Origin of the sequence: Limnospira sp. PMC 1279.21, assembly GCF_032349615.1 — a bacterium.
GTDB classification, from domain to species: Bacteria; Cyanobacteriota; Cyanobacteriia; order Cyanobacteriales; family Microcoleaceae; genus Limnospira; species Limnospira fusiformis.
In genome coordinates, this window is the sequence record NZ_JARPLU010000001.1 from 24,365 (window position 1) to 50,708 (window position 26,344).

Genomic DNA, 26,344 nt, shown 5'->3' on the forward strand with positions numbered 1-26,344 from the left:
TTCAACTTTCAAAGCTATATGTCTGCGTTAGTCTTTCAACTCGCTTTCGCCATTAAACCCTTACTTATTGCAGTCTCTATATCCACACCGTGACTAGTGGGCATATCCTAACCATTACAGTTAGGCATTAGCTTTCAGTCACATCCTTTCCCCTTAAAGGTATACGCTTACACTTTTCACGCTCTGCCGTGAGGCAGAGCCAATGAGGGGTTTAAACGTTCCATCTATGGGGGCATTCCATCTTTAGATTCGTCCTATCCACCGGGGTAATTTTAAAGGTCTGTGTAGGTAGTGAGTTGAAACTCCTACTTTTCCCCATACTCTTTTGAGCGCAGCGTGTCAACCTATTTCGCTACTTACTGATGACGATGGTTCAAGTCGGAACATTCAGATTTCCTTAGTCATGGATGGTTGGCAGTGGTCGCATCTGGTAGTGGGTTCTACTTCACGCCTTCCGTTCCCCGCTTCAATCCTGGGGTTGTGATTCCCAAAACTGGGGGTGGCTACCGCCGTTACTCTCTACTCCCTGATTTCTCAGTTTGTCTATGACCTTGAGTTCCCTGCCTTGCTTAGATTTCTCCAAGCGTCGGGACATATAAACAGTTATGGGATGGTCAGGGTGGCGAATCCCTTATATTCCACCAAGGAGTGGAAGTCCCACTGGGAGGTTATTTCAGGCATTGCAGCCCTATTTCACTCCTCAACGTCTCGCACCAACCCTTTCAGTATAACCATCACTGGAAGGGCCCCCTTCCATTTATTATAATGGCAAATTGATAGCCTGAAACTTTGAGCGCAAATGTTGGGCTTGCTGGGGGTCTTGGCGGTCGTACAGTGTCACAGCCTGACGATAGGCTACTAAGACCTCCCGGGGCGATTTAACTTGACCGTCTGCAGTTCGCAAATTCAACAAAACCCAGCCCAGATTTCGATAAGCTGCCGCCAAATTGCGATCGCATTTAACTGCATTCTCCAAATAATTTTTCGCCTGATGCCACTCACCGCTGGCGGCTAAAACTGTCCCTAAACGATAACAAATCCAAGCATCTTTGGGTTGTTTTTGATATATTTTATTATACCAATCAGCCGCTTTTTGAAAATCTCCCAGATGTTCATAAATTAAACCTCCATTTCTCATCACCCAATCGGGTATTTCCGGACACTGACTTGCTAAATTGAGACTTTGACGACAAGATACATGATCACTTTTACGGTACTCATACCACGCTTTAAATCCTAAAGCCAAGGCATTATTGGGGACTTGTTGAGTGAAGGCTTGCAGTCGCCGTGTTATGTCACCAGACTTGTTGGTTGTCACTCGTTCTAAAGCGGCAATTGTGAGAGGATAAAGCCAGGATTTTAGGGCGATCGCCACCGAGGAGGGCTGCTGCTGAGATTTAAAAATTCCCTGGGTTCCCGCCTGAACTACGATTTTCCACTGGCGAAGATGGAAAGATATCCAAGCCTTAACCCCCAGAGCAAAACTAGAATTAGGATCTAGGTTTAATGCTTGTTGAATTGTCTGATCCGCTTTTTGCCAGTTTCCCTCTTTTCCCAATGCCCAACCTAGGTTAGCGTGCATCCAGGCTTGTTTTGGACTAAGTTTAATGCCATGCTGTAATTGTTGAATCGCTTGTTTCCACTGCTGGCTACGACAGCTAACTAACCCCAAAATGCCATAAATTCGACCGTCTTGGGGTTTAATTTGCTGGGCTTTTCTGGCAATACTATCAGCGCGATCGCTATGATGATATAATAATATAATCGCCAATTCTATGAGGGCTTCGGCGTTGTCTGGTTCTTGAGTTAAACAATTTTGATAGGCGGTGACAGCATCGGTTAACTTGCCTTTTTTAACACAAGTTTTGGCGGTTTTATGAAGCGGAGAAATCAGTTTACCATCCAGGGCATCGATAAAATCTTGGGCGGTTTGTATGCGTTCATTTACCCGAAATTTTAACCCGGTTAATATTACCTTTTGAATGTAGGGGCTAATATTAGGGTTGAGTTGTCGGGGGGGAACTAGAGGATCGGGTAAGTTATTAGAAATAGCTTGGGCGCGATCGGCTGAGTCGGCGGGTAATTTTCCTGTTAATAATTCGTACATAGAAGCACACAGGGCATAAATATCAGTGGAGGGATAGCGTTTGGCTTGGCTAGAATACTGCTCAAATGGGGCGTATCCTCTGCTTAAAATTACGGTCATATCTCCGGTTTTTCCAGCGATAAATTCTCGGGTAGTTCCAAAATCAATTAAAACGACACGATCGCCACTGCCAATCATAATATTGTCGGGCTTAATATCTCTATGCAATAAATTGTGCTGGTGAACAATTGTGAGTGCTTCAGCGACGGTTTTGGTATACTTAATCACTAGAGGCTCATCTAGGGGTTGGTGATTATTCAATAACAGATTGGATAGAGTTGAACCCTCTATAAACTCCATCACCATATAAATAGTTGAATTTTCTTCAAAGCAATCATAAACTTTAGCAATATGAGGAGATTTACAACGACTTAAATAAATAGCTTCTAATTGGAACTCATGAAGTTGTTTCTTTCGATCAACCGGGGTAATTGATAAGGGCCAGAGTACAGATGTGCCTTGTCTGCATCCATTTTCTGGCCACAACTCTTTGATGGCTACAGTAGCAGAATTAGCGCAGTAAATCCCTTTGTATGTAATCCCAAAACCGCCTTGACTTATAAATTTTTTGATTTGGTATTTGCCCTGTTTTAGCCATGTACCTGTGGGTAAATACAGTCCTGAGTTAGTGGGAGTAGTAGTGGTGCTAGTGGGAGTTAAAGTAGCTCCGCAGGCCATGCAGAAGCGATCGCCTGGGCTGTTGTCATAGGCACATGATGGACAGATGTTACTCATAATTAGTTACCGTCAATTAAATTAAAGTTTTTGAGGATTGTTCAACTCTGTTAAATTTAACAGCAATGGGAGTAATACTGCATCGTAATGCCAACAAAGTCGCGTTATCGGGTGCGTCTCGTTTTAGCACCAAATTAATTGCTTCATTAACCGCAGTTTGCAAGGGTTGAGATTGGCTAAAAATTTCGATAAATTCCTCATTACTAATTAAATCCCAGACTCCATCGGAACATAACAAAATTAGATCGCCATCTTGCAATTGAATATCGCTTTTCGTTTGCACGTAACCCGGGGAAAGATTGGGTTTCGAGCCCAAGGATTTAGTCAAAACATTGCGATCGGGATGTTCGAGGCTTTCTTCGGCGGAAATTTGACCGCTGGCGACCAGCAGCGCCACCAAAGAATGATCCTCACTCAACTGCTCAATTTTGCCGTCACTCACCCGATAAATGCGACTATCACCCACATGAGCGATCGCCAATTTTCGGGACTCTATCAAGGCTAAACTTAACGTAGTTCCGCCATTATGTACCGCCTCAGATACCGCCGAGTTAGCGCGATCGACAATAGAAATTAACCACTGGCTGCTGTTTTTTGAAATATTTTCTTCTTCCTGGCGAAATCCATCAATAACCGTTTTCACCGCCAAACGACTGGCTACCTCACCCGCCGCCATTCCTCCCATACCATCCGCCAAAGCTGCTAAAATAACCTGCTCAGATGCTCCTTGATTAATTTGAGCAATTCCGTAGCTATCTTCATTTTGGAGTCGTCGGGGAGACAGTCCCAGGGTAGATTCACTGGCGATTTCCCAATTGACGCGATCGCCCCCCAATAGTTTACGAGTTTCGATGACCAAACCTCGCAGTTGTGACAAGGAAAAACGCTCATCAGGAATGGCGGACAAGGAGATAGTTAGCAGTTGTGACAAATGGGGCATATCGCATTTTTTTACACCCAGAAAATCACTGTCTGGCTCTCTTCCATACAACCCATGATACAGTAAAGCACCAATGGTATAAACGCTGCTTTTTTCACTAGGAATAGGATGGGATGATAGTTCGGGGGCACAGTAATTTCCCATGACTCCCGAACTCATTGGGGTGTCTTCTGGGTAAACGCCAGTCAGGTCAAAACAGCGAATGGGTTGACCTATTTCTAACCAATCTGGGTTGATGTCGATCGCACACCAGTGACGTTGATGGAAATACCAGAATAATTGACAAATTGGCGTGATCGCTTTTAAAACTTCCAGGGGGTTCGGACTATTTTTTAACCACTGACTTAATACCCGCTCAGGATGGGGAAATTCGGTCAATACCAATAGGCGATCGCCTTCATCACTCGCTAGATTTTCTTCAGGATAATATTCAGGTTCCAGGTAATTTTCTCCCTCATCTGTCTCCGGCTCAGACCCTTCATATAAATCTTGATTATCCGTGATATTTTCCGCCGTATTTTCTAGGGTCTGATTTTCTTGATTTTCGGTTATGCTTTCTGCCGTATCTGCGGCGGTTTCTGTTTCATTTGTTAACTGCTCTATATCCTCCGAATTTTCGGGGATTTCCTCGGACCCATCAGGACTCGATAAAGTCGATAATTCGTGGTCTTGATGGGCAGTTAATTCCGGGGTGATATGGTCAGCTTCGATGGTTTCTTCTGTCAAGGGTTCTTGCACAATTTTAGACAGATCAGGAACCTGGATTTGAGCGAGTATGGGTGCAACCAAACTATAATCCGCCAAGGTTTCCCGCAATTGTAATTCTTGTTGCAACAAACCCGTTGCCGAACCCACTCGCAAAAGTCCCAGTTGAGGATGTTCACTACCTGCATTTTCCAGACTTACTTTAAAATAGTGAATGCGATCGTTGCTTTGACCCAGGTTGGCGGCAACTCTTACCACAAAATCTCCGATTTGTAAACAGGTATTTTCTGAAATCACGAGCCCATTTAATAATCCGTATAAGTTGAACCATAAGACAGGAGATAATCCCAGTTTTTTATCTCCTAATTGAGTCAATTAAAACTCAGAGTTTGCCCACACAAACTGAACTTTTCCAAAAGCAACCTCATCACCGGGATTAAGACAAGTTGGGCTAGTAATCCTCGCTCCGAAGCGACTTTGACCCTTTGGTTTAATGAAAATTCCATTAGTTGAACCCAAGTCTTTAATCATCCAATTACCCGCTTCCGGGTAAATTTCTCCGTGATGGCGCGATACCGTTTCTCCCCCGGCAAAGTTTTCTAAATCGATATCCACCGGCCCCATATCCGGGTCAAAAACTCCCACCAGTGCCACACCATCTAAACGAAATTCAGGTTGAGGTGCGTTAGCTTGTTTGGCGACCAGACGCGCAGTGGTAGCCGTAGGGAAAGTGAGGGGTTCGTTTTTGGGGAAAAGATCGACTTCCTCAAAGGGAGGGGTGAAGGGAAAAAGTTCGGGGCTGGAATTACTGACAGGTTCAGGGGGTGCGGGCACAGATGTGGCAGTGTTCAATTCTGTACCACAGACCTCGCAGAATTCGGCATCATCCAGGTTATCATAGCTACAGCTTGGACAAGTAATAGACATGATTTTATCTCCTAATAAAGGGCTAATATTTTAGTGAGAGTTGGAATCATTTATGATCCGGTTAAATTGCGAATTTGGTCTTCGGAAAGACCCAGTTCGGAATCGTTGCTCATTTTCACAGTTTTACCTTTGGCTCCCATTTTGACGGTTTTGCGGGTTCCAGAAGAAAGTTTGCGAGTTTTGCGGACTTCTTCAATGCCGACGTTGAGAGATTCAACCATTGCGTCGTTGCCAATTTTAACGGTTAATCGTCGGGCAGTTTCCAGCAATTCTGCCGCTTGTTCGGGATTTTGATCAGCGAGGTTGGCGGCGCGATCGACAATTCCACTGATATTTCGCTGCTGCACATATCCCATGACTTCCGGGTTGGTTTGGGCGCTTCCTCCCTGTCCTGCCACAAACTGAACGACTAGGTTTTGGGGGGGAAGTTCACCCCGCCGTTGCTTTCCCGGAATGTCGTAAGTCAGACCAAGTTGGGCAATACGAACCTTGGCTTGGCTATGACTTTCCAGGTCAAATTCTAATAGAAAAACCGTGTCATCATTGGCGATCGCACTTCCAATTAAATAAGGCTTTTTATCCAGGGCAATTTCAGCACTATCGGGATATACGCGACTAATTCGTGCTAATTTGACACCCTTGACTGTGCTGATATTTAACTTGAGGTTATTGATCACTTCCGATTGAGCTTGTTGAACTTCCTCAAAAATTGTATTAGGAAGTTCGGAAATAGGAATATCCGTGGTTCCGGTGTGGGTTTGTGTTTCCACAACATTAAAAACTCGGCCCCCAGTACGATCGCTCAAATACAGTAACAAATCCTCGTTATACTCGCCAACTCCCAAAGCTGTAATGGGGATTCCCGCCTCAGCGAATTGTGTCGCCAGGTCTCGACAATCGCTTTCATCAAAAGTCTGTCCGTCGGTGAAAATGAGAGTCCGGCGACTGCTGAGATCGCAGTTTTTCAGGATGTTTAAAGCCTCTTCCATTCCCAAAGCCATGCGAGTGCCGCCGCTGAAATTTCGGAGTTGACCGATCGCATTTTTCAAAGATGCCGTATCTGTCGATGCAGTCAGGGGAAGCAGGACCGACGCGGAGTCATCAAACCGGACTAATGCAATCCGATCGCGGGAGTCAGCTTGGCCGGAACTGACCAGACCTTCGAGGGATTCGATCACCTGGTCAATTTTAGTTTTTCCCCCGGTGACTTGTGTATATTGCTTTCCATCCAGGAAATAACTATTACCTGTGGGTATAGTCTCCTCCCCTTCCAAAACTTCATACATGGAGCCACTGGTATCGATCACAAAGCTAAATGTGGTCGAGGGACGACTGGCGGACACCTCCGCATTAGGTCGCAGTTTCAGCATCACAAATAGCTTTTGTCCAGCTTTATCAGCATTGAGAAATTCTAAGTGGGGGGTGATAGTAACGTTCAGCATGGTTGGTGAAATTTAGGTAAAATCCAAGGGAGGTAAAGCACCGCCTTGGGGTTCAATTTGCGAAAAATCGGGAGGGAATAAATCGGGAATTCGACGATCGCCCGAATCTTGTATTTGGTGGATCTCCTCGAATTCCAGGGCAGGTAAATCCAACGTGAGAGATGTGGTTCGATAGCCTTCTCGGATATCTTCTAGCCATGTCTGTATGATTTGTTCGAGGTTAGCATTGTTCAGGGCACAGGCGGTTTGTTGTTGCAATTGCGATCGCATTTTTTCACGCAATTTTGAATTAAAAATACTCTCCGGGTTGTTTTCCTCCTTTTCACTGATATTCAGATTATAGGATACTGGATGCGGGTCGGGTTGACTGGTGCTTAACAGGTAAAGTGTATATTGAACCATTTACATAAAATTAATCAAATAATACCTGATTTAAAGCCTTTCTTGAACTTCCAATATAATATCTCCAAACTGGCGGCGATCGCCATCATTTAGTTCTTGTCTAAATCGCTTCATTTTCCCAAATTTCGGATGCTGTGACAGAGCCGAGTCAAATTCTAAGATAATTTTACCATTTTCTAGGAAAATTTTGGCAAATTCTGCCGGAAATCCGGCATCTTTTGATAAGTAAACATGGGCATTTCGGGAACTGCCGATTTCGATGGGCTTTTCTCCCAAAGCAACCATCGTACATTCTTGGTTATTCCAGTGAACCAACAGCACTACAGAACCGGACAAGGAACTGTAAAATTGTTCGCTCAAGGCGATCGCCAAACCGATACAAAATCCCAAAATCGTCGCCCCTGCCAAACGCGCTAAAATCACCCCCGTCACAGATTCAAAAACCAGAAAACTTAAAGAACCAAAAACACCTCCCACCGACCCCGCTATCAGCGCATTTTTCCGAGGTAGATTAGGCACAAATAGAGACATTCCACCGCCGACGAGGGTTCCCAGTACCGTCCACCCCGTCAGCCGAGCCACCACCGACAAAACCGGAAGGTAACCACTGGGAAGAAACACCACTTGACCGACGGCTCCCCCGACGAATCCAGCCACCAAACCACCCCCACCTCCCCAACTCCCTTCTTGAAAAGAGAGGAGGCGACGACGCAGGGTGTAATTTTGTCCGATAATCAAGGCGAGGGAAGTTCCGATCGCCAAAAATCCCGTCCATACGCCTATACGAAAAACACCGAAAAAGAAGCCATAATTACCGCTTTCATCCGACTCGACCAATTGTTGTCCATATATCGCTTTTTCTGCCCCCCGGAAGGCACGATCAAGGTCGCCGAAGTTGGCATAAAACACCAAATCTGGATCGCCAGTTAGAGCGGTTAAGTAGTTGATTTGTGCGTCTCCCGTTCCCACCGCTACCAAATTAATTCCGGAGGCTCGGATTTGTTGGGCGATGGATGCGGCCATCGGCGGATTGTTGGGTACGCCGTCGGTAAAGAGTAAGATATTGGGAGTGCGATCGCTATTTTGGAGGACAGAAGTTGCCAGGTTGAAGCCTTCGCTGAGGTTAGTTCCTCCCCTGGCGGAAAGGCGAGCGATCGCCTGTTGTAGTTCCGTTTCATTGCGGGTAAAATCTGCCACCACACTCGCCCGGCTGGAAAATTCTACCACAGCTAAATCATGGCGTTTCAGGTTTTGTCGGCTCACAAATTCCGATGCCGCCGTTTGCACCTCCCGCAGTTTTTGGCCGCTCATACTTCCAGATGTGTCTATCAGCAGGACCACCGCTTTAGGCTTGGTGAGAAACCCCGGAGGTTGTCGAGTTAGATACAGCCATATTTCACCGAAAATTAGCGCCCCCAGCAAACATCCGGCTCCCCCACAGACTCCGAATAGCAGCGGTTTATATATTTTTTTGGTAATCATTGTTATATTTATCATGGTTGTTTCCAAGTTTAAAAAATGAAATTAATTTGATTTTCAAGTCTCAGCCATCGTATTCCCCGGAGCAATTGCCATATCAATTTACTGCTTGTCTTTCGTAAATTTTCCACCGTCCGTTATCCTTGACAAACCAATATCGATAGTTCCCTTTACTCGCACCAGATAGACGCGAATCAATTCCCCTTGGTGTATGGAATGTTCGATCTTCGTAGACAGTAACGATTAATTCTGGACGAGAGCCGGAAACCGAAAAAGAAACAACATTGATCACTTTTGATTCCCGATAGGTGTAATACGAGTTATTTTTGCGAAGCCAATCTATCGAACCATTAGGTTGTGTAATATTTTTATATAAAGGACCGGAAGTATATTGGCGAACTAACTGAAGATCGAAAGGAGCCGCAAAAATACGCCCTTTAGAACTCAACCATCTATTCACTAACGTTACCGCTTGCTCCTGGGTCAAGTCTATCTGGGGAGAATTCCTAGAAGTTTGAGTTTGAGTCGGTGTCGCTGTCCGTGTCTGGGTCGCTGTCGGTGTCGCTGTCCGTGTCGGTGCCGGTGTCGGTGTCGGTGTCGGTGCCGGTGTCGGTGTCGGTGTCGCTGTCCGTGTCGCTGTCCGTGTCGCTGTCGGTGTCGGTGTCGCTGTCGGTGTCGCTGTCGGTGTCGGTGTCGCTGTCGGTGTCGCTGTCGGTGTCGCTGTCGGTGTCGCTGTCGGTGTCGCTGTCCGTGCCGGTGCCGGTGCCGGTGGTGGTACTGCTGCCACTGGAGCCGACAAACTCATTTCTATCTCGAAATTTCTGGTTCCTCCGAGTGAGGCGACATGAACCGTATACCTCCCATTAAGAGGTAATTCATTACCCAATACTAAACTGTTATCTGGGGCGTAAATCCAAACACACACTCCCTCATTATAGCGATAACTTAATAGTTTGCCTTTTTCACCCGAAAACACAAAACCAGTATCCTCACCCGATCGCACAATTCCCGTTCCTTGAAAGTTTTGGCTATCTATGGCGATCGCCTCTGGATTCGACAAAGAACCACTGGGCATCTCCGGACATTCTAACGAGTTAGTCAGACTCTTAGGGAGATGGTTTAATACCTCCCTTGGCAACACCTCCGAGACAGCCTCGCAGCCCCATAATCCTCCTACAAATAGGATCGAGAACAACCGCATTAGTAGCTTTAACTTAATTATCATGGCATTTAATCCCCGGATTTCCATATATTTTATAGGGTTGATCTGGGCTATCGACTCATTCAGTCTCAATCAAGGTGCATTGATTACACTCGCTACTCCAACACTTGCTCCTGAGACTTGTTCGTTAACCATTCTGGCAAAAGCCTCCGCCCTTGAACGACTGTTAAATGAGGCAACTTGAATCAGATAATCATCATTGGCATGACGATATCTTCGATAGGCATCTCTACAAAAAATCGCTTTTGTTCTTTGTAAGTTACTTTCACTATCAGGAACGTTTACCGGATAAAATCTAATTGGATAGTCTGCCCGATTAGTTGGCAGTCGATCGCCACAACTTGATTTCGGAAAATCCGATCGCCTAAAGGGTGCGATCGCTGTTTCTTGCCTCTGAGGTCTAGGCGCGCGACCAGTATCATTGGCAGTTCTTTCCGGTCTTTGTCTTGCCGTTGATGTGCGTGTCTGGGTCGCTGTCGGTGTCGGTGCCGGTGTCGCTGTCGGTGTCGCTGTCGGTGTCGCTGTCCGTGCCGGTGCCGGTGCCGGTGGTGGTACTGCTGCCACTGGAGCCGACAAACTCATTTCTATCTCGAAATTTCTGGTTCCTCCGAGTGAGGCGACATGAACCGTATACCTCCCATTAAGAGGTAATTCATTACCCAATACTAAACTGTTATCTGGGGCGTAAATCCAAACACACACTCCCTCATTATAGCGATAACTTAATAGTTTGCCTTTTTCACCCGAAAACACAAAACCAGTATCCTCACCCGATCGCACAATTCCCGTTCCTTGAAAGTTTTGGCTATCTATGGCGATCGCCTCTGGATTCGACAAAGAACCACTGGGCATCTCCGGACATTCTAACGAGTTAGTCAGACTCTTAGGGAGATGGTTTAATACCTCCCTTGGCAACACCTCCGAGACAGCCTCGCAGCCCACCAATAACCCACCGCTCAACAGGAAAAAACCTAAGCGATATTTAAAGCATTTCACGGTCTGATTTGTTTTTGTTATGATACCCATTTTATACAGTTATCCTGAGATTGTCAAGTAACAATATAGAAACCATCATCAAAAATCATGCTCCGCCTCTCTTTTCATATAATTGCTCCAGCTCAAGAAAGGGATAACCCCTCCCAAAATCAGCACCAATAAGAGGATACCAGTCATAATTAAGCGTGTTTTCTGGGGAAGCGATCGCCCAAAAACCATCATCGTGTAAGTTTTCGGTTGCGTCTTGATTTGCTGATTATTAACCGTCACTTGTACCAAAACTTCGTGTTGCGTTCCCCGTTCCGCGTTCGGTTGCTGGAAAACAATCTCGTATTCTCCCAACAGGGAATCTAGGAAAAGTTGCAAGTTCCTGGCAATGTCATTGGCGTTTCCCGAAAATTCCGCAATTCCTCCTGTTGTTTCCGCAATGGTCTGCAGGCGTTCTTTATCGACAAACTCCCTTGCAACTTGGGGATTTTTATCAGCATCAGCTCGAGTAGCCGCTCGTCCCAAGTTATATTTTTGCCCCACCTGTTGGGGGGTTAAGCCATAGCCGAGAGTGTGAACAATGATGTTATTATTTCTCTCCAGTAAGGTAATTAAATTATCGAAATCTTGTTGTTCGTTCGGTTGATTGTGGAAGCCGTCCGAGAGGAGAATCACCGATAGCCGAGGTTCCGGTCTACCCGAATCTTCCGGAACGTAAAACCGTGGATCTTGCCGATTTCCCAGGACTCGGATCGCTTCTGACAACGGACTGTAAATATCCGTAGCTGCACAAAGTGTTTGCGCGGCCAGATAATCCAGAAAGTTGGTTTGTTTGATATCATTCGCCGGGAAAAATCTGGAGTCAATCCCCCGCTGTGTCACCTCGAAACCCGGACAGTTTCTGCCACCTTCCCCAAACGGAACGATCGCCACCTTCGTATCACCACCGCGATCGCTCATTTGTTCTAAAAATCGTCGCGTCGCGTCCAGGGCACCATCTATTCTTCGCTTTCCACTTGTATCGAGTTCGTTCATACTCCCACTCAAGTCAACTAAAACCACAATCCAAGCCGGAGGAGGGGTGCTTTCTTGGGGACTTTGCCAAGATTTGATCCCGACGGGTTCATCATCTGTAATCACTTGAAAATCCGACTCCTGCAATTGCATGACCGGACGACCTCTCCCATCCCTGACTTGCAGGCGCAGGGTAACATTGTCATTGTTTATCCTCGGACGACCCACAATTTCCGCCGTTTTTCCGAAAACTGGGGACGCGATCATCAATGCGATCGCACTACCACTAAGCCATCGGATCGAAAAAGCGATTATAAAATACAAACCGGTAGAATTTCGGGACTTTAAAACTTTCGGATGGTTCGGTATAGAATGTAATAACATAGTTGTGTTTTAGTGAAACTTTACGTCGAGATCTCAGCTTGGTTCCGTTAATCGCAATTTTCAGGAATTGTCTCTGATGGGGCGTTAAAAAAGCCCGGTTTCCTTCGATTTTAATATTTGCCAGGTACGGGAGCAGATGGGGCAGATAAATATCCGCTTTGTTTTCTGATTTTACAGAAGAACCGATCCGAATCATGCCCCGCCTGGGTAGTTCGATTGACATCCCTTCTTCGATTTTTTCATCATCAAATTCGTCCCGCGATCGATAAGTAATAAATCGCAGCATCGAGGAATTGATTTTCGGATCATCATCTTCGCTGTCCTCATCCAAAACAGAAATATCTTGGTGATCTTCTTCCTGGTACTCAAATCCGCTTCCCGCCCTCAAAGCCGGCAGGTAAGTGGGGGAAGCATTCGTGATGGCAAATGCCACACCCAAACACAACCCCAACACTGCAAACCCCAACGGGTCTTCGTAGGGTTTAAAAGCCGCTGGCATCAGCCTTAGCAAACGCATCAGCTCAAAAATACCCGCCGCGATGAGACTGGCAATACTCGCCGCCAAAATACTGATAAATAGGCGCAGGTAAAAGCGTTTGGGGTTTCCCGCCTCCAGGCTATGAAACCGCCAACTCAACCCCTCAGCCAAACCCACCGAACCTCCCACCACCAACCAACCAAACACCCGAATTATCACGGGAGGAATTGCCAGGCTAGGGTCGAACAGAATTTGGGAAATACCCCCCGCTATTCCCCCCGCTATCAGTCCCACCATAAACGCCAACATCAGCGGAACTCGCAGCATCCGTACACTCAGTTTAGGACGGGTGGGGTTACTGATAAAAATCTCGTTGGTGACGCTGCCAATTGCCAGGGAAATCGCCATGCAGGGAAACAAGACAATTTCCGGAAACCCTTGCAGCCAGCCGAAATCGCTAAGGAACACCTGGGCGATATTCCACCCCAGCAAAGCAGATATTAGACCAGCCAGTATATAGAAATAGAGTCTCATAATGCACCCTTTCCGTTAACCAATCGAACCCCATAGCACAGGCATCCTGTCTGTAACATCATTAACATATTTTAGCCTCCATGTGGGTTTAAGCATTGATTTCTGATATCTTCCTCCAACCATCTTTGTGTTCGACCATCTTTATCAATCACGCCATCAGGAGTATCTACTCCTTTGGATTTCTGATATTCCTTAATTGCGTCACTAAATTCTTGCCATCTTTCGTTATATTTACCGATTTCTCCATATTGAAAGCTTGGGGCTAGATCTAATCTTCTTTTGACACAAAATAAAACTATATACTCGTTATTATCCTGTACATTCTCGGGAATACCTATGCTATTTAGAGTGTTTGGTGGTAGTTGATTTATGTAATCAGTTAAATTAGTAATCATTGCCTTGATTGCCTCATGTGTTCTGTTAAAAAGTTTTTGATTTTCAGGACTAATTTCGGTCAAAGTCTCTGGGTTATTCGTGTCTGTTGTTGATGCCTGTGCAGATTTTAATTCCTCCTCTAGAGCGGCTATTTTCTCGTCCATACTTGCCTGCAAATCCTTCTCATACAGAGATATCAACAAACTACTTATTAACAATATTGTTATTAATCCTATTGTACCTAATAATAAACCTATTACCATCCTTCTTATAATCAATATTAAATTTTCTGTGACAAAATAAATCCCTGCATCTAAAGCAGAATGGATATGGTCGAGCAATCCCTTTTTGCGAATTAGCGTCATCTCGAACAATGTTCCTTTTTTAACATTGCCCTTTCGAGATAGGCTGTAAAATATATTTGCAGGAACCTCACCGGTTGAGATTTGATAAAAAATGGCGGCGAAATGTGGCTCCTCCACTTCTTCAAAGAATTGAGCTAAGGATAAATAGTTCTTGTCAGTTTTGCCGGGATATCTCCAAAAAGGCTGTAAATTTGTTAAGAATTTCTGCTGTTCTTCTGGGTAATTTGTGATGATTCCTGGTTCCCATAAATCTGGTATTTGGGTGAGAGCATCTGCCAAATCTTTGGTGAAAGACACGCGGTAAACCTGCGACCAAAACCCATCCTTTTGGGTGAGTAATAATTTAGTCGCTTTAACAAGTTTTGGGATATCAAATTTGGAATGCACTAAACCACGGAGTTTATGTTTAATTGTGCTGTCGGATTTGGAGGATTTTGGTTTGGTGATTAAGCGCGAGAGAAGACTATAAATTCCGTCCTTAACATTTCGAGTCAGACATGGCAAGCCGCCGATATTCTTTTGGTACTCTGTGACAATCGATGCCTGCAATTTCCGGCAAGATTCCCAACAGTCATCCGGCTTGGGGGCGGTTTGTATCCAAATCAAAAAGTCGGGCAAGAATTTCGGTATCAGTAGGGCTTTTAAGGTCAACAGCCTAACCATCGGTTCGGAGTATATTTTGTCTTGGTAGGCTTTGGATGCTCCTCGACTATCTAAGAGTTTGTTCCAAGATTGAGCATCGATTTGGGGATGAAATAAAGCGATTTCCAAGCTGTTTATGTATTCCGGTTGTGTGCGGAAATTCATGATAGCTTTGACCGCCTTTTTAATCTCATTTTTATCCAAATTAAATGGAGAATCAAGCATATAAACAGAGAGTGTCATAATGTACTGTTTCCGTTAACCAATCGAACCCCATAGCACAGGCATCCTGTCTGTAACATCATTAACATATTTTAGCCTCCATGTGGGTTTAAGCATTGATTTCTGATATCTTCCTCCAACCATCTTTGTGTTCGACCATCTTTATCAATCACGCCATCAGGAGTATCTACTCCTTTGGATTTCTGATATTCCTTAATTGCGTCACTAAATTCTTGCCATCTTTCGTTATATTTACCGATTTCTCCATATTGAAAGCTTGGGGCTAGATCTAATCTTCTTTTGACACAAAATAAAACTATATACTCGTTATTATCCTGTACATTCTCGGGAATACCTATGCTATTTAGAGTGTTTGGTGGTAGTTGATTTATGTAATCAGTTAAATTAGTAATCATTGCCTTGATTGCCTCATGTGTTCTGTTAAAAAGTTTTTGATTTTCAGGACTAATTTCGGTCAAAGTCTCTGGGTTATTCGTGTCTGTTGTTGATGCCTGTGCAGATTTTAATTCCTCCTCTAGAGCGGCTATTTTCTCGTCCATACTTGCCTGCAAATCCTTCTCATACAGAGATATCAACAAACTACTTATTAACAATATTGTTATTAATCCTATTGTACCTAATAATAAACCTATTACCATCCTTCTTATAATCAATATTAAATTTTCTGTGACAAAATAAATCCCTGCATCTAAAGCAGAATGGATATGGTCGAGCAATCCCTTTTTGCGAATTAGCGTCATCTCGAACAATGTTCCTTTTTTAACATTGCCCTTTCGAGATAGGCTGTAAAATATATTTGCAGGAACCTCACCGGTTGAGATTTGATAAAAAATGGCGGCGAAATGTGGCTCCTCCACTTCTTCAAAGAATTGAGCTAAGGATAAATAGTTCTTGTCAGTTTTGCCGGGATATCTCCAAAAAGGCTGTAAATTTGTTAAGAATTTCTGCTGTTCTTCTGGGTAATTTGTGATGATTCCTGGTTCCCATAAATCTGGTATTTGGGTGAGAGCATCTGCCAAATCTTTGGTGAAAGACACGCGGTAAACCTGCGACCAAAACCCATCCTTTTGGGTGAGTAATAATTTAGTCGCTTTAACAAGTTTTGGGATATCAAATTTGGAATGCACTAAACCACGGAGTTTATGTTTAATTGTGCTGTCGGATTTGGAGGATTTTGGTTTGGTGATTAAGCGCGAGAGAAGACTATAAATTCCGTCCTTAACATTTCGAGTCAGACATGGCAAGCCGCCGATATTCTTTTGGTACTCTGTGACAATCGATGCCTGCAATTTCCGGCAAGATTCCCAACAGTCATCCGGCTTGGGGGCGGTTTGTATCCAAATCAAAAAGTCGGGCAAGAATTTCGGTATCAGTAGGGCTTTTAAGGTCAACAGCCTAACCATCGGTTCGGAGTATATTTTGTCTTTGTAGGCTTTGGATGCTCCTAGACCATCTAAGAGTTTGTTCCAAAATTGAGCATCGATTTGGGGATGGGCTAAAGCGATTTCCAAGCTGTTTATGTGTTCGGGTTTGACGCGACCTTTTATGATGGCTTTGATCGCGGTTTTAATCCCCGCTTCCCCAGAGATAAATACGGAATCACGGGGACGACGGGCTAAAACTTCCTTGAAATTGTCTTCCGCTTCGGAACTGGCGGGATAAATTACTTGGAAATACCAGGGATTTTCTAAGGCCGCTACCTTATAAGCCCAAGAATAGTCCTGGCCTTGTCGTTTCGCTATCTCTTTCGCTATCTCGTTTAATATCAAATGCGTACAGGGTTGTTCATGGGGAATAACGATGGGTGGCGATGAGTCTAAATATTCTGCCAATTTATCTAATGAAACAGGCTGTGAATCCGGGTTTAAAGGGTATCCGGTTGACGGGGGTTGGTTATAGGGATCGAAGACGAGAGGATCAACTTTATTCGACGGTCGCGAAATCATCGTTCGCAAAATTGCTTCGATATAGTCCTTTCCCTCACACCAAAAATAGCGGTATAGCGATAGGCCCCGCCCGCGATCGTCCCGTCCCCGGCTGACGACGGCTACCACGGAATATCCCCCGACTTGTCGCCCCACTATCGCCGGATGATCTTGGAGGCCCCCTTCTGACAAGGAAAATTCGCCACTAGAAATGGCATTTAATATCTCCGGGGGAATTTCACGGGTACAATTCATGTACTGTCCGGTAAATCCCCCCGATTCCCACCCGCCATCGGAAGTTCGTTTCACTTCAATTCCGGTACTAAATTCGTGAATGTAGATCATCGTCATGGCTGTGAAAAGATTGCAAATGAGGACATCGGGAATATCGCATTAGTCGCGATCGAGTTCCGGGTGGCGTTTTCCGGTACAAAGCCAGTAAATGGGGGCGACTAAACCAAAGGGCCGCCAGACTCTCGGTTTTTTAATCACCGAAGTTGTCCCATCACGCGATCGCTTCAACCGTTTCGAGTTGGGTTCGGGGTACTGTTTCCCCAAAATCCCAAAGGCGGAAGTAGTGAAATACTCCACCCCCACGCGGTTTAGTTTGGAATAGCTTTGCAGTTGGGCGGAGAGTTTGGGAAATCTCATGTTTGCCAACTTTTTCGGTTCGTGGCGGTTCACCCACAACTCCGACTGTTCGCACTTAGTCAACACAAAGGCAATCCGTCGATGTTGGTTCTTCAACTCAGCGCGATCGAGTTCCACCAACAGTTTTTCTATCCCCGCGCAATAGTCCTTATCCTTGCGGTGAGCGGTTCCATCGACGAGTACCATTAACCCGGTCGCCAAACAGCAATCGTCGAGGTAATCATCCAGCATCGGATCGCCACTTTTATGCACCAAATCCCGGAAAAACTCGCCGCTGTAATCCTTACAACTGACGTTGATTTGCACCATCTTTCCCGACCCCCGCAACCAGGAAAAGCGATCTTTGAGGGTGATGCTGAGGGTGTAATCCTTCACCGCGTCGATATCGTGGAGGTTGGTGGGTTCCAGTAATAATCCCTGTTCTAGGATGTCTCTGGCTTTGTCTACCAGTTCCTCGCTGTCTTCGCCGACGGGGGAGACGGTTTGCACGGGATTATCGGGGCTGGCGTTGGGCCAGTAAGCCAGGGATGCCAAATAAGTGGTTTTCCCGGAACTGCGATCGCCGATAATTCGCACCACGGAATCTCCGCCCAAGGTTTTGACGGATAATGATGTCGAGTTGGTTTGGTTGTCAAATAGCATGATCGACTCACTCTTAAAGTTCAGATTTGGCCGGTACTTAACCAACACAACGGTTCAACTAAATTGTAAGGTTGCCACTGGTTCGGTTCTCGTAAAGTCGAGACTCGTCCGTTAGTTCCCCGAGCATCCGCCCGGTTGGGGCGAGGGTCATACCGTCCCGACACGCCGAAGGTTGACATGGCGTAAAACTGCAAGTTTTTGGGGGGAACGGATTTTTTGAGGGTTTTGAGGGTTTTTTTCAAGTAAATGCCAAATAGGTCGGTTTCCGGGTCCAATCTTCCCGGCCAAATTTCCCCCCGTTCGCATTTACTCATGGCTACGGCTAGGCGATAGTTATTTAGGCGATCGTGTTCGTCCATAATTTTTAAAAATTGCTTGATCAATTGGCTATAAAAACGATCTCGGCTGCTTTCCCACTCCGTAAACAACAGCAAACAACCATCCACGTCAGCCCTAAAACATTCGTCGATAAATTCTTCCATAATCGGGTCTGGGGAAGAGTGGAGAATTTTATCGAACACTTCGCCGGGGTAGTCGCGAACGGTCAGTTGGATATCGATTCGGGGTCTGAGGAATCTCTGTTTGACTTCGATTTTAAAGGAGTAGTCGGGAAGGTCATCCACACTTCTGATGCGATCGCCTAGCACAGTCGGTTCAACCGCTAACCCGTTGCAAATTGTCTGTTCCGCATCTTCCGCCAGCTTGTGAGTCTCGTCGTTGAGGGGTTCGATGCTGTATTCACTGCGGGAACCCCGGTACTCAGAAAAGTAGCTGAGTCCGGCGAGATAGGTGGTTTTTCCAGATGCCCTGGGGCCGATTACGCAAATGTTGCCCATAGCTGACTCCTTTATTGGTTACTACTAAGATAAGTGCCCAGATAAATCCAAGGAAGTTCCACCAGTTCCCGGCTGTAAATGCTAGTGATGAAACATTTCACGGATAAACCGGAGGTATATTGGTTCAGTTCGGCGATGTGGGATTGTAGGGGACTGAAAAACCTTTTGAAAACGTAGTTGTTGCGTTGCATCCAGTTCATCTCGGCATTGACGGGATGGTAGGCTAGTTTTTGGGCTTCTTCTTTCAGGTCGATGCCTCGGATCAGGTCCGCTTTGTTCAGACACAGAACCAGATGTTTGGCTTGGCGACAGTCTTGGCGGAAAAATTTTACCCAGCGCTCAAATCGTTTAATCCATTGTTTGCGGGTGATAAAGTCTTCCTGAATGATGCCATCCCCCTGGCGGATAATTTCCCGGTAGGGGGACAGGACTAGGCACACCCCTTGACTGCTGTGAGCGGTTTTCAAAAATTTTCTCCACTCGTCGGGGTTGTCGTTTTTCCAAGTCGCGCGCCATATTTCCCCCGGTGTATCTATCCATTCGGTATAGATGTTTTTGGGTCGGCTGGGCAGGGTCACTTCGATCTCCAGTTGGCGATCGTGGGTAGCCTGGCTGGCATCGGTAGCCTTGGTTTTTCCCTTGTCACACAGAAGGGCTTTAAGTTGATCGTAAAGGGGATCGGTGACTTTGACGAACTGGCTGCTGGGATGAGCCAGTTCCAGGACTAGGGAAGTTTTGCCAGTATTGCGATCGCCGATATAGATAACGCCCATAGGAAAAGTTCCAATAAAAAGGTCTAAACATGGTGGTCGGGTCAATCGGTTCTGGGTGAGTCTATGGCCAGACTTCCAGTTGGCGATCGCATCCCACCACCACCGCGCCGCCACCTTAACCCAGAGGCGATCGTCCCTCACCCCGGCAAAAGTTCTAAAAAAGGGTGCTACAAAATGTGGGTCAATAGAATCTATAACCCTTACAGTGAGGCACTTTCACTCTATTAAACCTAATGCTTAAAGGCTTAATGGTATCCCCTTATTATCAAACACAAATCTACTTGAATCTACCTTGGGACTGTAAACTTTTCTAAAGGTTATCCTCCGATTGCAGTTAGAGATGGCCATCCGGTGGGCTGATCATCTATCTACCTATCAGGGACAACCACTAAATTTACGCAAATATCTAAAAATTTAATTGAGCAATTGCCTCTAATGTCAGTGTAGAAGCCATTTACAGGGGCGATCGCTCCCCCTTGGGGGGCTTGTCCGATGTGACTAACTGATAGTTAGCCAAGTTTCCGAAATGGCAAGTCTCATGTTGATTGTTCTCAATTAGTGATTTTCACAGGCGATCTGGCTCAACTTTTACTTGTGAAGCATATTTGACTCCCTCTGGGTTGGGAGGAATGAATGACACGCTAACTATTAAAATTGGGCTTTTCTATTCTTCATCAAATACACCCCAGACCTGAGCAATTGTTTTCAGGTCTTCGACAATTTTTTGTAATGTTTGTTTGATCTCTTCAACACTTTTCGGATCTTTACGGAAACCAGAATGAAGAACATCATTGCGTAAATTAGCCAACTTACAAGGGGGATTATTCCATAACTGATTGATCATCTTACGCTTAGATGGTTCAATCTCTTTATATTGACTGCGGTAAATTGACTCACGCTCTCCCACTTTACCACCACAACAAAGGATTTCCATTTCCTCCCGTGCTTGTTTCTCCATTGGATCGAGTTCAAAATGATAACAGAGGAGAGAAGGTAGCCATTCCCGTCCTAGTGATATAGCTTGGACATATAGACCCTTCTTGGCATACCACTCAATCTCAAAAAGCTGTTTCTGTAATGCAGCTTTGCCATTGACTTGATAGTTTTTCGGTTCAGCTAAAGCAAATTGACCATACTCACTCACCACACGATTTAATAATAGTTCAAAAGGTGGAACAACTCGTGCTAAGTCTGGTTTACCTTGTTCAATACTTTCCGGTAAAGCTGCGGCGGCGGTCATGACATCCATGGGACGCAATAACTGCAAACCTTGAGAAATTTCTAAAATGCGATCGCCCAATGCTTGAGTATGACCCTGTGCCTCTTGCAACAATTTCGCCAAGTCTTCACCATTCCCAGTTTTCAGAAACTGATCGGTTGCTGTAAGCCAGTCAAACAAGCGGACTACTGGTAAAAGGTCAAAGGTGGGGGTAATGCCATTCTCCTTAGCTTCAAATGCACCATAAAGCAAACCTTCAATGGTAATATTTCGCACCACTCGAAAATAACTAACTGCCAAAAGCGCAACAATTGGCACAGAGCGAAATGAATGAGTAATATCAAAAATGACGCGATCGCCATCTTCCAAACATTCATTAACTTTATTGAAAATTGTCCAGATATCTTCTGGACTATTCCGCTCAGGAATGTTTTTGACTGGGACAATCTCAAGTTCAGGAAACTTGTGTGCCAATATTTCTTCAAGTTGATGCCAATTTGAGCGGTCTTCTTTCTGGTCTCCCCTACCAGGACATTTTGTTTCAACTGTTGGAGTCAAGAAAATATATATTTTCTGGGGCTGATAAAATTCAGCCAAAGCCTCTTGGTAATATTTGGTTGTTAAAGAGATTGACTGGGTAGGATGTTGATATTTGGTAACTTGGTAAGAGTTGAATCCCAGAAAAGAAATGATTTTCGTGATAGCGGTTCTCATAATTAATTAATCCTTGAATAAGTTTCTGTATGACCCATTCCCAATCTTGTCTTAATTCCAGTTCCTGAAAACTCAGAATATTGAACCAACAAATTCGCGACATTCACCAGTAGGGGGTCGGTTTTGTACAATGCCTTTAAGGTGATTTCACCAACAAATCCATTAACTGAGTCTTTCCCAATTCTACATAGCTGAGTAGAAATTCGATGACGTTTAAGAGCGATCGCATTTGCTAAATAAGTAATCAATTCTCCACTACCCAAATAAATCGGAGCAAAATTATTCCAAGATTGCAGCCAACTCCGAAACATCAGTCCGGGAACTGGAAGGGGGAGCTTTATGGCTTTTTGGGCGAAAGAAGTGGGAGTTGTAAACTTGAGTTGAGACTCAAAAATTGGCTCCGGTTCATTAGCTACTAAGGTAGTGTAAAGTTGTTCGTAACTTGTGATATTATCTTGGCGATCGGTAACTTTAAATTGAACTCCTAAAAATTCTAAACCACCTGATAAATCAAGAGATGCGATCGCTTTAGAACTTTTTTCTTGCAAACCAGAAAAGGTTAGCTGATACAACTCTTCAGGTTGAAATGTAATGAAATCTCCAGCCCCCAAGCACCGTCCCATGATGCTAGAAAAGCTGGTGTCGGGGATCATATTGAGACCAATTCCTAACCCCAATTGATGATGAAGTTGTTTGACCAACTCCAAGCCGTAAGACCTAGGAAGTGTCATCGGTTCACAAACAGTCAATGTCCAAGTTGAACGAATCAGCATTAATTATCCTCGAAACTTTACCCACCCCGGGACATATTTAATATTGCCATTAGGATCGACCACAGTACGACGAGATTTGGGAGCTTCAAATTGGGGAGCTCTTATCCCACAAGTATCTCTAATTTGGGATCTCAAATCATCTGCAAATAGCCATCCTACCGTGGTTCCGGTCATCCCACTAGCCCAACCTATTCGCAAATGATAAGGGCATTGTTCTGGTTCATAAAAATCTCTAATTGCTGCAAAATCAAGATTTTTACCTTGATGCTGTTTGTTTTTGACCATCATCCAGTAATCATGTTCTCCATCCCACTGTTCTTTAGCAAAACTTTGGCAAATATTCAGCAATTCATCAACGGATTTAAAAGGAATTTTCATGCCTCTTTTGTGTTGAAACCAGGATAACATTTCCGTATCTAAGGACAAAGTAAACTGGGTTTTAACATTTCTGACAACTTCTGCATAAATAGAAGCTCTGTATTTAGCATTATCATTATCAAAGTGACTAGAAACCAGAATTTCAGCTACAACGGGAATGTTAAAAGTAACTATTTTGTTATTTTTCATCGTCACTTTCCTTTCTATTAGAGGTTGAGAATCAGTGACTTGAACAGCTCGCATAATATCAGTATTCGGCCCGGTAGCCGCTGCCATTGATTTTCCCTGATAATTTAATGAGAAATCCGCAAATAAACTATCCATGAATAGCTGATCGTCTGCCCACTTTTGTTGTTTTTGCAAGTGGTTATTATCTAACTGCTGCCTCAGTCGTTCCTCGATCGCACTCACTCGGTTAGAATTAGGAACTCCGTACTTCTCAGCATTTTTGAGTAAGTAATAAGCGATCGCTGTTCTAATGGCACCTTTAATTGAGCTGCCGGGAATGTAAAGCTGTCCGAATCCATTACGAATCATGGGCCGTAAATCAGTTACTTTTTCATCAGTCCATTTCCTATCAATTGCTCCTGGTGGAAAAATAGGATTTCCCAAAACATCTTTAGCATCTTGCCAATTTTCACCAAAAGTTGATCTCAGAATACTGAGAATTTCTTGTCGATGCTCTATCGCACTGATATAATCCTGCAATTTGCCTCGATTTGACAATTCTCTAGCCAGAGCTTCTTGCTCTGGAAGATAGACTCTTTGACTGGTTTGAACATATTCAAATGGGTTGAGCCGAGACACCGCAGAGCCAATGTGTAAAAGCGGACTCGATAACTGAATTGTTCTAGTTTCATAAACTTGAGGCTTGGAAATATTGAAAGCTGAAACCATGACTCTTGTTGTTATAGGATAATAGGCAAGCTAAAACCAATTCCACTCCGATACACTTTATGCAATTTTTGAAATTCGTAGGGAGTTACATCCGCTAATTGTCCGTCAGTACGCACCGGAAATACCGAGCCTTCCACAAACATCCGCACTTTTTTGCGTCGCAGTTGTCGCCCAGAAAAGGGAGAGGAAATCCATCCCCCTCGTTCCAGTATTCCATAACTAGCTCTATCATTATGGAGTGTATCCGAAATCGGATTTTCCCAAAGCAAACTGATTAAACTGTAGTCGGTTGATTGAGGACAGTTAAGCAAGTTTTGCCATGTATCAGATAGATCTGACCAAGTGGGTTTAAACTGTCCTGCGCCACTGGAACGCTCACCGCCTAAGCCTTCATCCCCCAATAAATTTAAGGCGGCAAAAAGTCTATTTTCTAGGTCTTTATCTACTTTAACCAAATCTATTAAAAAGTACAATCCACAGGACTTATTAAATTGCACAAAACCAGTATGGTAGAAATTGGTCGCCCGAGTTGTTCGGTCGATCGCCACTTTGGGAGTTTTATGGATTTGATAGGCTTGGCTATAGTCGAAAATTCCCGAATTTTTAAGATTACCAGAACTGTTAGCCTGGTTAGTATAATCAATCAATTCGGTGCGATCGGTTACCGTAAAACCACTACCTTGATACCAGCGTTGCCAAATATCCAGAGGTAAGTAGTGAATTTTTTTGTAAGTCTTGGTAAATTCCAAGTCATTCCCCACCGGATACCCGCGCGGAAATTTGAGCGGTTTTGGTAGGTAGTCAATCCTTTTTTGACCATTCTCAGAGTAAATAAATGTTGAGCTGACCCGAAAAGGAGGCGATGAGTCAAAAGATTTTAGTAAATCTTCAACAGCATCTTTTCCAAATAACCGAGCATAGGCAATAATTAGCGCGCTAAATAATGTATCAGAACGCACTCGTTCGCTCGTTTCTTCAACTCCAATTCCGACTTCACCAAAATGGGTAGAGTGTTGTCCGAAATTGAGGCTAACTAGCTTGTAGTTGCTCATAATTTAGGTTTAACTGCCTGGTAACTGAGATTGAATTTCGCTAAATCTGCTTAAAAATTCAGCCGTATTTTTGAGGGATGGGAAGTTAATAGAAGTACCGCCACCACTGGCAATATTTTCGTATTGTTTGGCATCACGGTAATCAAAATTAAAGTTCTCAAATCTCACTTTTCCGTAACCCCTAGAACCATGTCCTCCCAAGGCATCATCTTCTAAAATTGACAGAGCGATCGCCAAGTTTTTTACATCTTCAATCGCCTGATTTTCATCCTCAACAGTATAGACCATTTCAAAAGTAAATTTTGCTCCGGCTGGCACTCGCTCTAATTGTCTGGGGTTAGCCGCTGCTGTCACCCGATCTAATCCATTCTCAAACTTCCACTCGGTCATATACAACCCAGTGTCAATGTTACGAAGTTGCTCGGCTGATTCAGGAGTTAAATGGCAATCCCGAACAATCAAGCGAGCCGGACAATTTCTGCCTTTAATCTTCGTATGAGATACACCATTAATGGTTTTATTTCCCTGACCACCTAATTCCTGTGACTGAGCAATATTAGTAGGAATCCAACACTTAGAACCACCAGTGGAGCCAAAGAGACGGCTAACTTGACAGGTTTTTGCACCTTCATATTCAACATACTGATCCGCTTGAATCTCTGTATAGCCACTCTCTATATCATCACTTTCATAACGGTATGTTCCGCTTCCTCCCCCTCGATTTAAAGGTTTATTAAGCCATCTTTCTAAAATTGATCGAAGTTTACCTTTAATCGAAGAACCAGGCAAATATGGATATTGACTCACCGGATCGCGAATTACAGGTTTATCCAGTCCTCCAATTTCCAATGTTTCTCCGCCACCACCGATATGCAGTCCGGTTTCAACAATCAAAGTTCCGGTAATTTTTAACTTTCCAACTAGGGGGGTTTGAGGTCTTTCAATAACTGTCATTATTTTCCTCCTTCGGCTTTATGATAAGCAATAATGGACTCGATCAATTGAACTAAGCGTTCAAAATCTTCTAAAGAATGTACATGATCGATAGCAGCAGACATAACATCACTCAAAGGTTTGGCTGCCTCTTGTCTGGCTGCTGCATAAGCTAATTTTGGTTTGAGAAGTACAATTTCCGGTTCAATTTCGGCAAAAAGCTGATTCTGATTTTCTTCAGTTTGAGCCAGTTTGGCTTTCAAACGATTAATAGCATCCAAAAACTTGCGGATCTGATTGGTCTCTAACCTCCGGTTTTTGAGATAAGGCCCGAACATCTCAGCGTGTTTAACCAGATCTCGAATTGGGTAATCTTTGAGAGTCCCATTTTTCTTGTCCTGGTTCAGCTTGTGAATAGCTTTAATCATCTCTCTGTCCGGAGTTGGGGACGATGCTGATTGAGGTGTTGAATTGCGTCTCGGTTGATTGGAAGTCATAAGAATTTCCGGTTTTTATATGAGCAGGGTCTGACTG

The 26,344-nt window shown here is 44.4% G+C and carries 21 protein-coding genes; all 21 read right to left on the bottom strand.

Translation table 11 applies throughout. From position 1 onward, the window contains the following. Positions 1–760: 760 nt before the first annotated feature. The 21 genes from P5683_RS00110 to csm2 all read right to left on the bottom strand — a co-directional run bounded on the left by P5683_RS00110 (position 761) and on the right by csm2 (position 26,307). Positions 761–2,881 carry a protein kinase domain-containing protein gene (locus tag P5683_RS00110; protein ID WP_315641704.1) on the bottom strand — a complete coding sequence of 707 codons (2,121 nt, stop codon included), beginning with the start codon at positions 2,879–2,881 and terminating at the stop codon, positions 761–763. A gap of 16 nt (positions 2,882–2,897) precedes the next feature. Beyond that, positions 2,898–4,823, bottom strand: a complete 1,926-nt coding sequence (locus P5683_RS00115) for a protein phosphatase 2C domain-containing protein (protein ID WP_315641705.1) — start codon at positions 4,821–4,823, stop codon at positions 2,898–2,900. Positions 4,824–4,901: 78 nt separating this feature from the next. Beyond that, positions 4,902–5,453: an FHA domain-containing protein gene (locus P5683_RS00120; RefSeq protein WP_006624628.1), complete on the bottom strand. Its 552-nt coding sequence runs from the start codon at positions 5,451–5,453 to the stop codon at positions 4,902–4,904. Between the two features lie 50 nt (positions 5,454–5,503). After that, a complete protein-coding gene (locus tag P5683_RS00125; protein ID WP_006624627.1) occupies positions 5,504–6,895 on the bottom strand; it encodes a VWA domain-containing protein in 1,392 nt (463 codons plus the stop codon). Between the two features lie 12 nt (positions 6,896–6,907). After that, entirely contained in the window at positions 6,908–7,297 is a 390-nt protein-coding gene (locus P5683_RS00130) for a hypothetical protein (RefSeq protein ID WP_006624626.1), read from the bottom strand. Between the two features lie 30 nt (positions 7,298–7,327). Next, on the bottom strand, positions 7,328–8,794 hold the full coding sequence (locus P5683_RS00135) for a VWA domain-containing protein (protein WP_006670437.1): 1,467 nt from the start codon (positions 8,792–8,794) through the stop codon (positions 7,328–7,330). Positions 8,795–8,873: 79 nt separating this feature from the next. Next, a complete protein-coding gene (locus P5683_RS00140) occupies positions 8,874–10,001 on the bottom strand; it encodes an ARC6/PARC6 family protein (RefSeq protein WP_315642346.1) in 1,128 nt (375 codons plus the stop codon). A gap of 69 nt (positions 10,002–10,070) precedes the next feature. Further along, the gene (locus P5683_RS00145; protein WP_006670435.1) at positions 10,071–11,024 is read right to left on the bottom strand and encodes a hypothetical protein; all 954 of its coding nucleotides are present in this window, start codon (positions 11,022–11,024) and stop codon (positions 10,071–10,073) included. Between the two features lie 48 nt (positions 11,025–11,072). Next, complete coding sequence (locus P5683_RS00150) at positions 11,073–12,263, bottom strand: VWA domain-containing protein (RefSeq protein WP_008051085.1); 1,191 nt, start codon at positions 12,261–12,263, stop codon at positions 11,073–11,075. A gap of 19 nt (positions 12,264–12,282) precedes the next feature. Continuing rightward, positions 12,283–13,392: a hypothetical protein gene (locus P5683_RS00155; protein ID WP_315638865.1), complete on the bottom strand. Its 1,110-nt coding sequence runs from the start codon at positions 13,390–13,392 to the stop codon at positions 12,283–12,285. Between the two features lie 71 nt (positions 13,393–13,463). Continuing rightward, entirely contained in the window at positions 13,464–15,017 is a 1,554-nt protein-coding gene (locus P5683_RS00160) for a hypothetical protein (protein ID WP_315669406.1), read from the bottom strand. 71 nt (positions 15,018–15,088) lie between these two features. After that, positions 15,089–17,293, bottom strand: a complete 2,205-nt coding sequence (locus tag P5683_RS00165; RefSeq protein WP_315669407.1) for a hypothetical protein — start codon at positions 17,291–17,293, stop codon at positions 15,089–15,091. Positions 17,294–17,335: 42 nt separating this feature from the next. Then, on the bottom strand, positions 17,336–18,235 hold the full coding sequence (locus P5683_RS00170) for a hypothetical protein (protein ID WP_008051089.1): 900 nt from the start codon (positions 18,233–18,235) through the stop codon (positions 17,336–17,338). Between the two features lie 20 nt (positions 18,236–18,255). Next, on the bottom strand, positions 18,256–19,071 hold the full coding sequence (locus tag P5683_RS00175; protein WP_315638872.1) for a hypothetical protein: 816 nt from the start codon (positions 19,069–19,071) through the stop codon (positions 18,256–18,258). Positions 19,072–19,082: 11 nt separating this feature from the next. Further along, positions 19,083–19,958: a GTPase domain-containing protein gene (locus P5683_RS00180; protein ID WP_081593260.1), complete on the bottom strand. Its 876-nt coding sequence runs from the start codon at positions 19,956–19,958 to the stop codon at positions 19,083–19,085. 550 nt (positions 19,959–20,508) lie between these two features. After that, positions 20,509–21,777, bottom strand: a complete 1,269-nt coding sequence (gene csx2 / locus P5683_RS00185; RefSeq protein ID WP_006624612.1) for a TIGR02221 family CRISPR-associated protein — start codon at positions 21,775–21,777, stop codon at positions 20,509–20,511. A gap of 2 nt (positions 21,778–21,779) precedes the next feature. Further along, complete coding sequence (gene cas6, locus P5683_RS00190; protein ID WP_006670428.1) at positions 21,780–22,550, bottom strand: CRISPR system precrRNA processing endoribonuclease RAMP protein Cas6; 771 nt, start codon at positions 22,548–22,550, stop codon at positions 21,780–21,782. Between the two features lie 3 nt (positions 22,551–22,553). Further along, a complete protein-coding gene (gene csm5 / locus P5683_RS00195) occupies positions 22,554–23,825 on the bottom strand; it encodes a type III-A CRISPR-associated RAMP protein Csm5 (RefSeq protein ID WP_046320902.1) in 1,272 nt (423 codons plus the stop codon). Positions 23,826–23,836: 11 nt separating this feature from the next. Then, on the bottom strand, positions 23,837–24,877 hold the full coding sequence (csm4, locus tag P5683_RS00200; protein WP_006624609.1) for a type III-A CRISPR-associated RAMP protein Csm4: 1,041 nt from the start codon (positions 24,875–24,877) through the stop codon (positions 23,837–23,839). A gap of 9 nt (positions 24,878–24,886) precedes the next feature. After that, the gene (csm3, locus tag P5683_RS00205; RefSeq protein WP_006624608.1) at positions 24,887–25,831 is read right to left on the bottom strand and encodes a type III-A CRISPR-associated RAMP protein Csm3; all 945 of its coding nucleotides are present in this window, start codon (positions 25,829–25,831) and stop codon (positions 24,887–24,889) included. Next, positions 25,831–26,307, bottom strand: a complete 477-nt coding sequence (gene csm2 / locus P5683_RS00210; RefSeq protein WP_228116368.1) for a type III-A CRISPR-associated protein Csm2 — start codon at positions 26,305–26,307, stop codon at positions 25,831–25,833. Before csm2 ends, csm3 begins: the two co-directional genes overlap by 1 nt. Between the last annotated feature and the right edge of the window lie 37 nt (positions 26,308–26,344).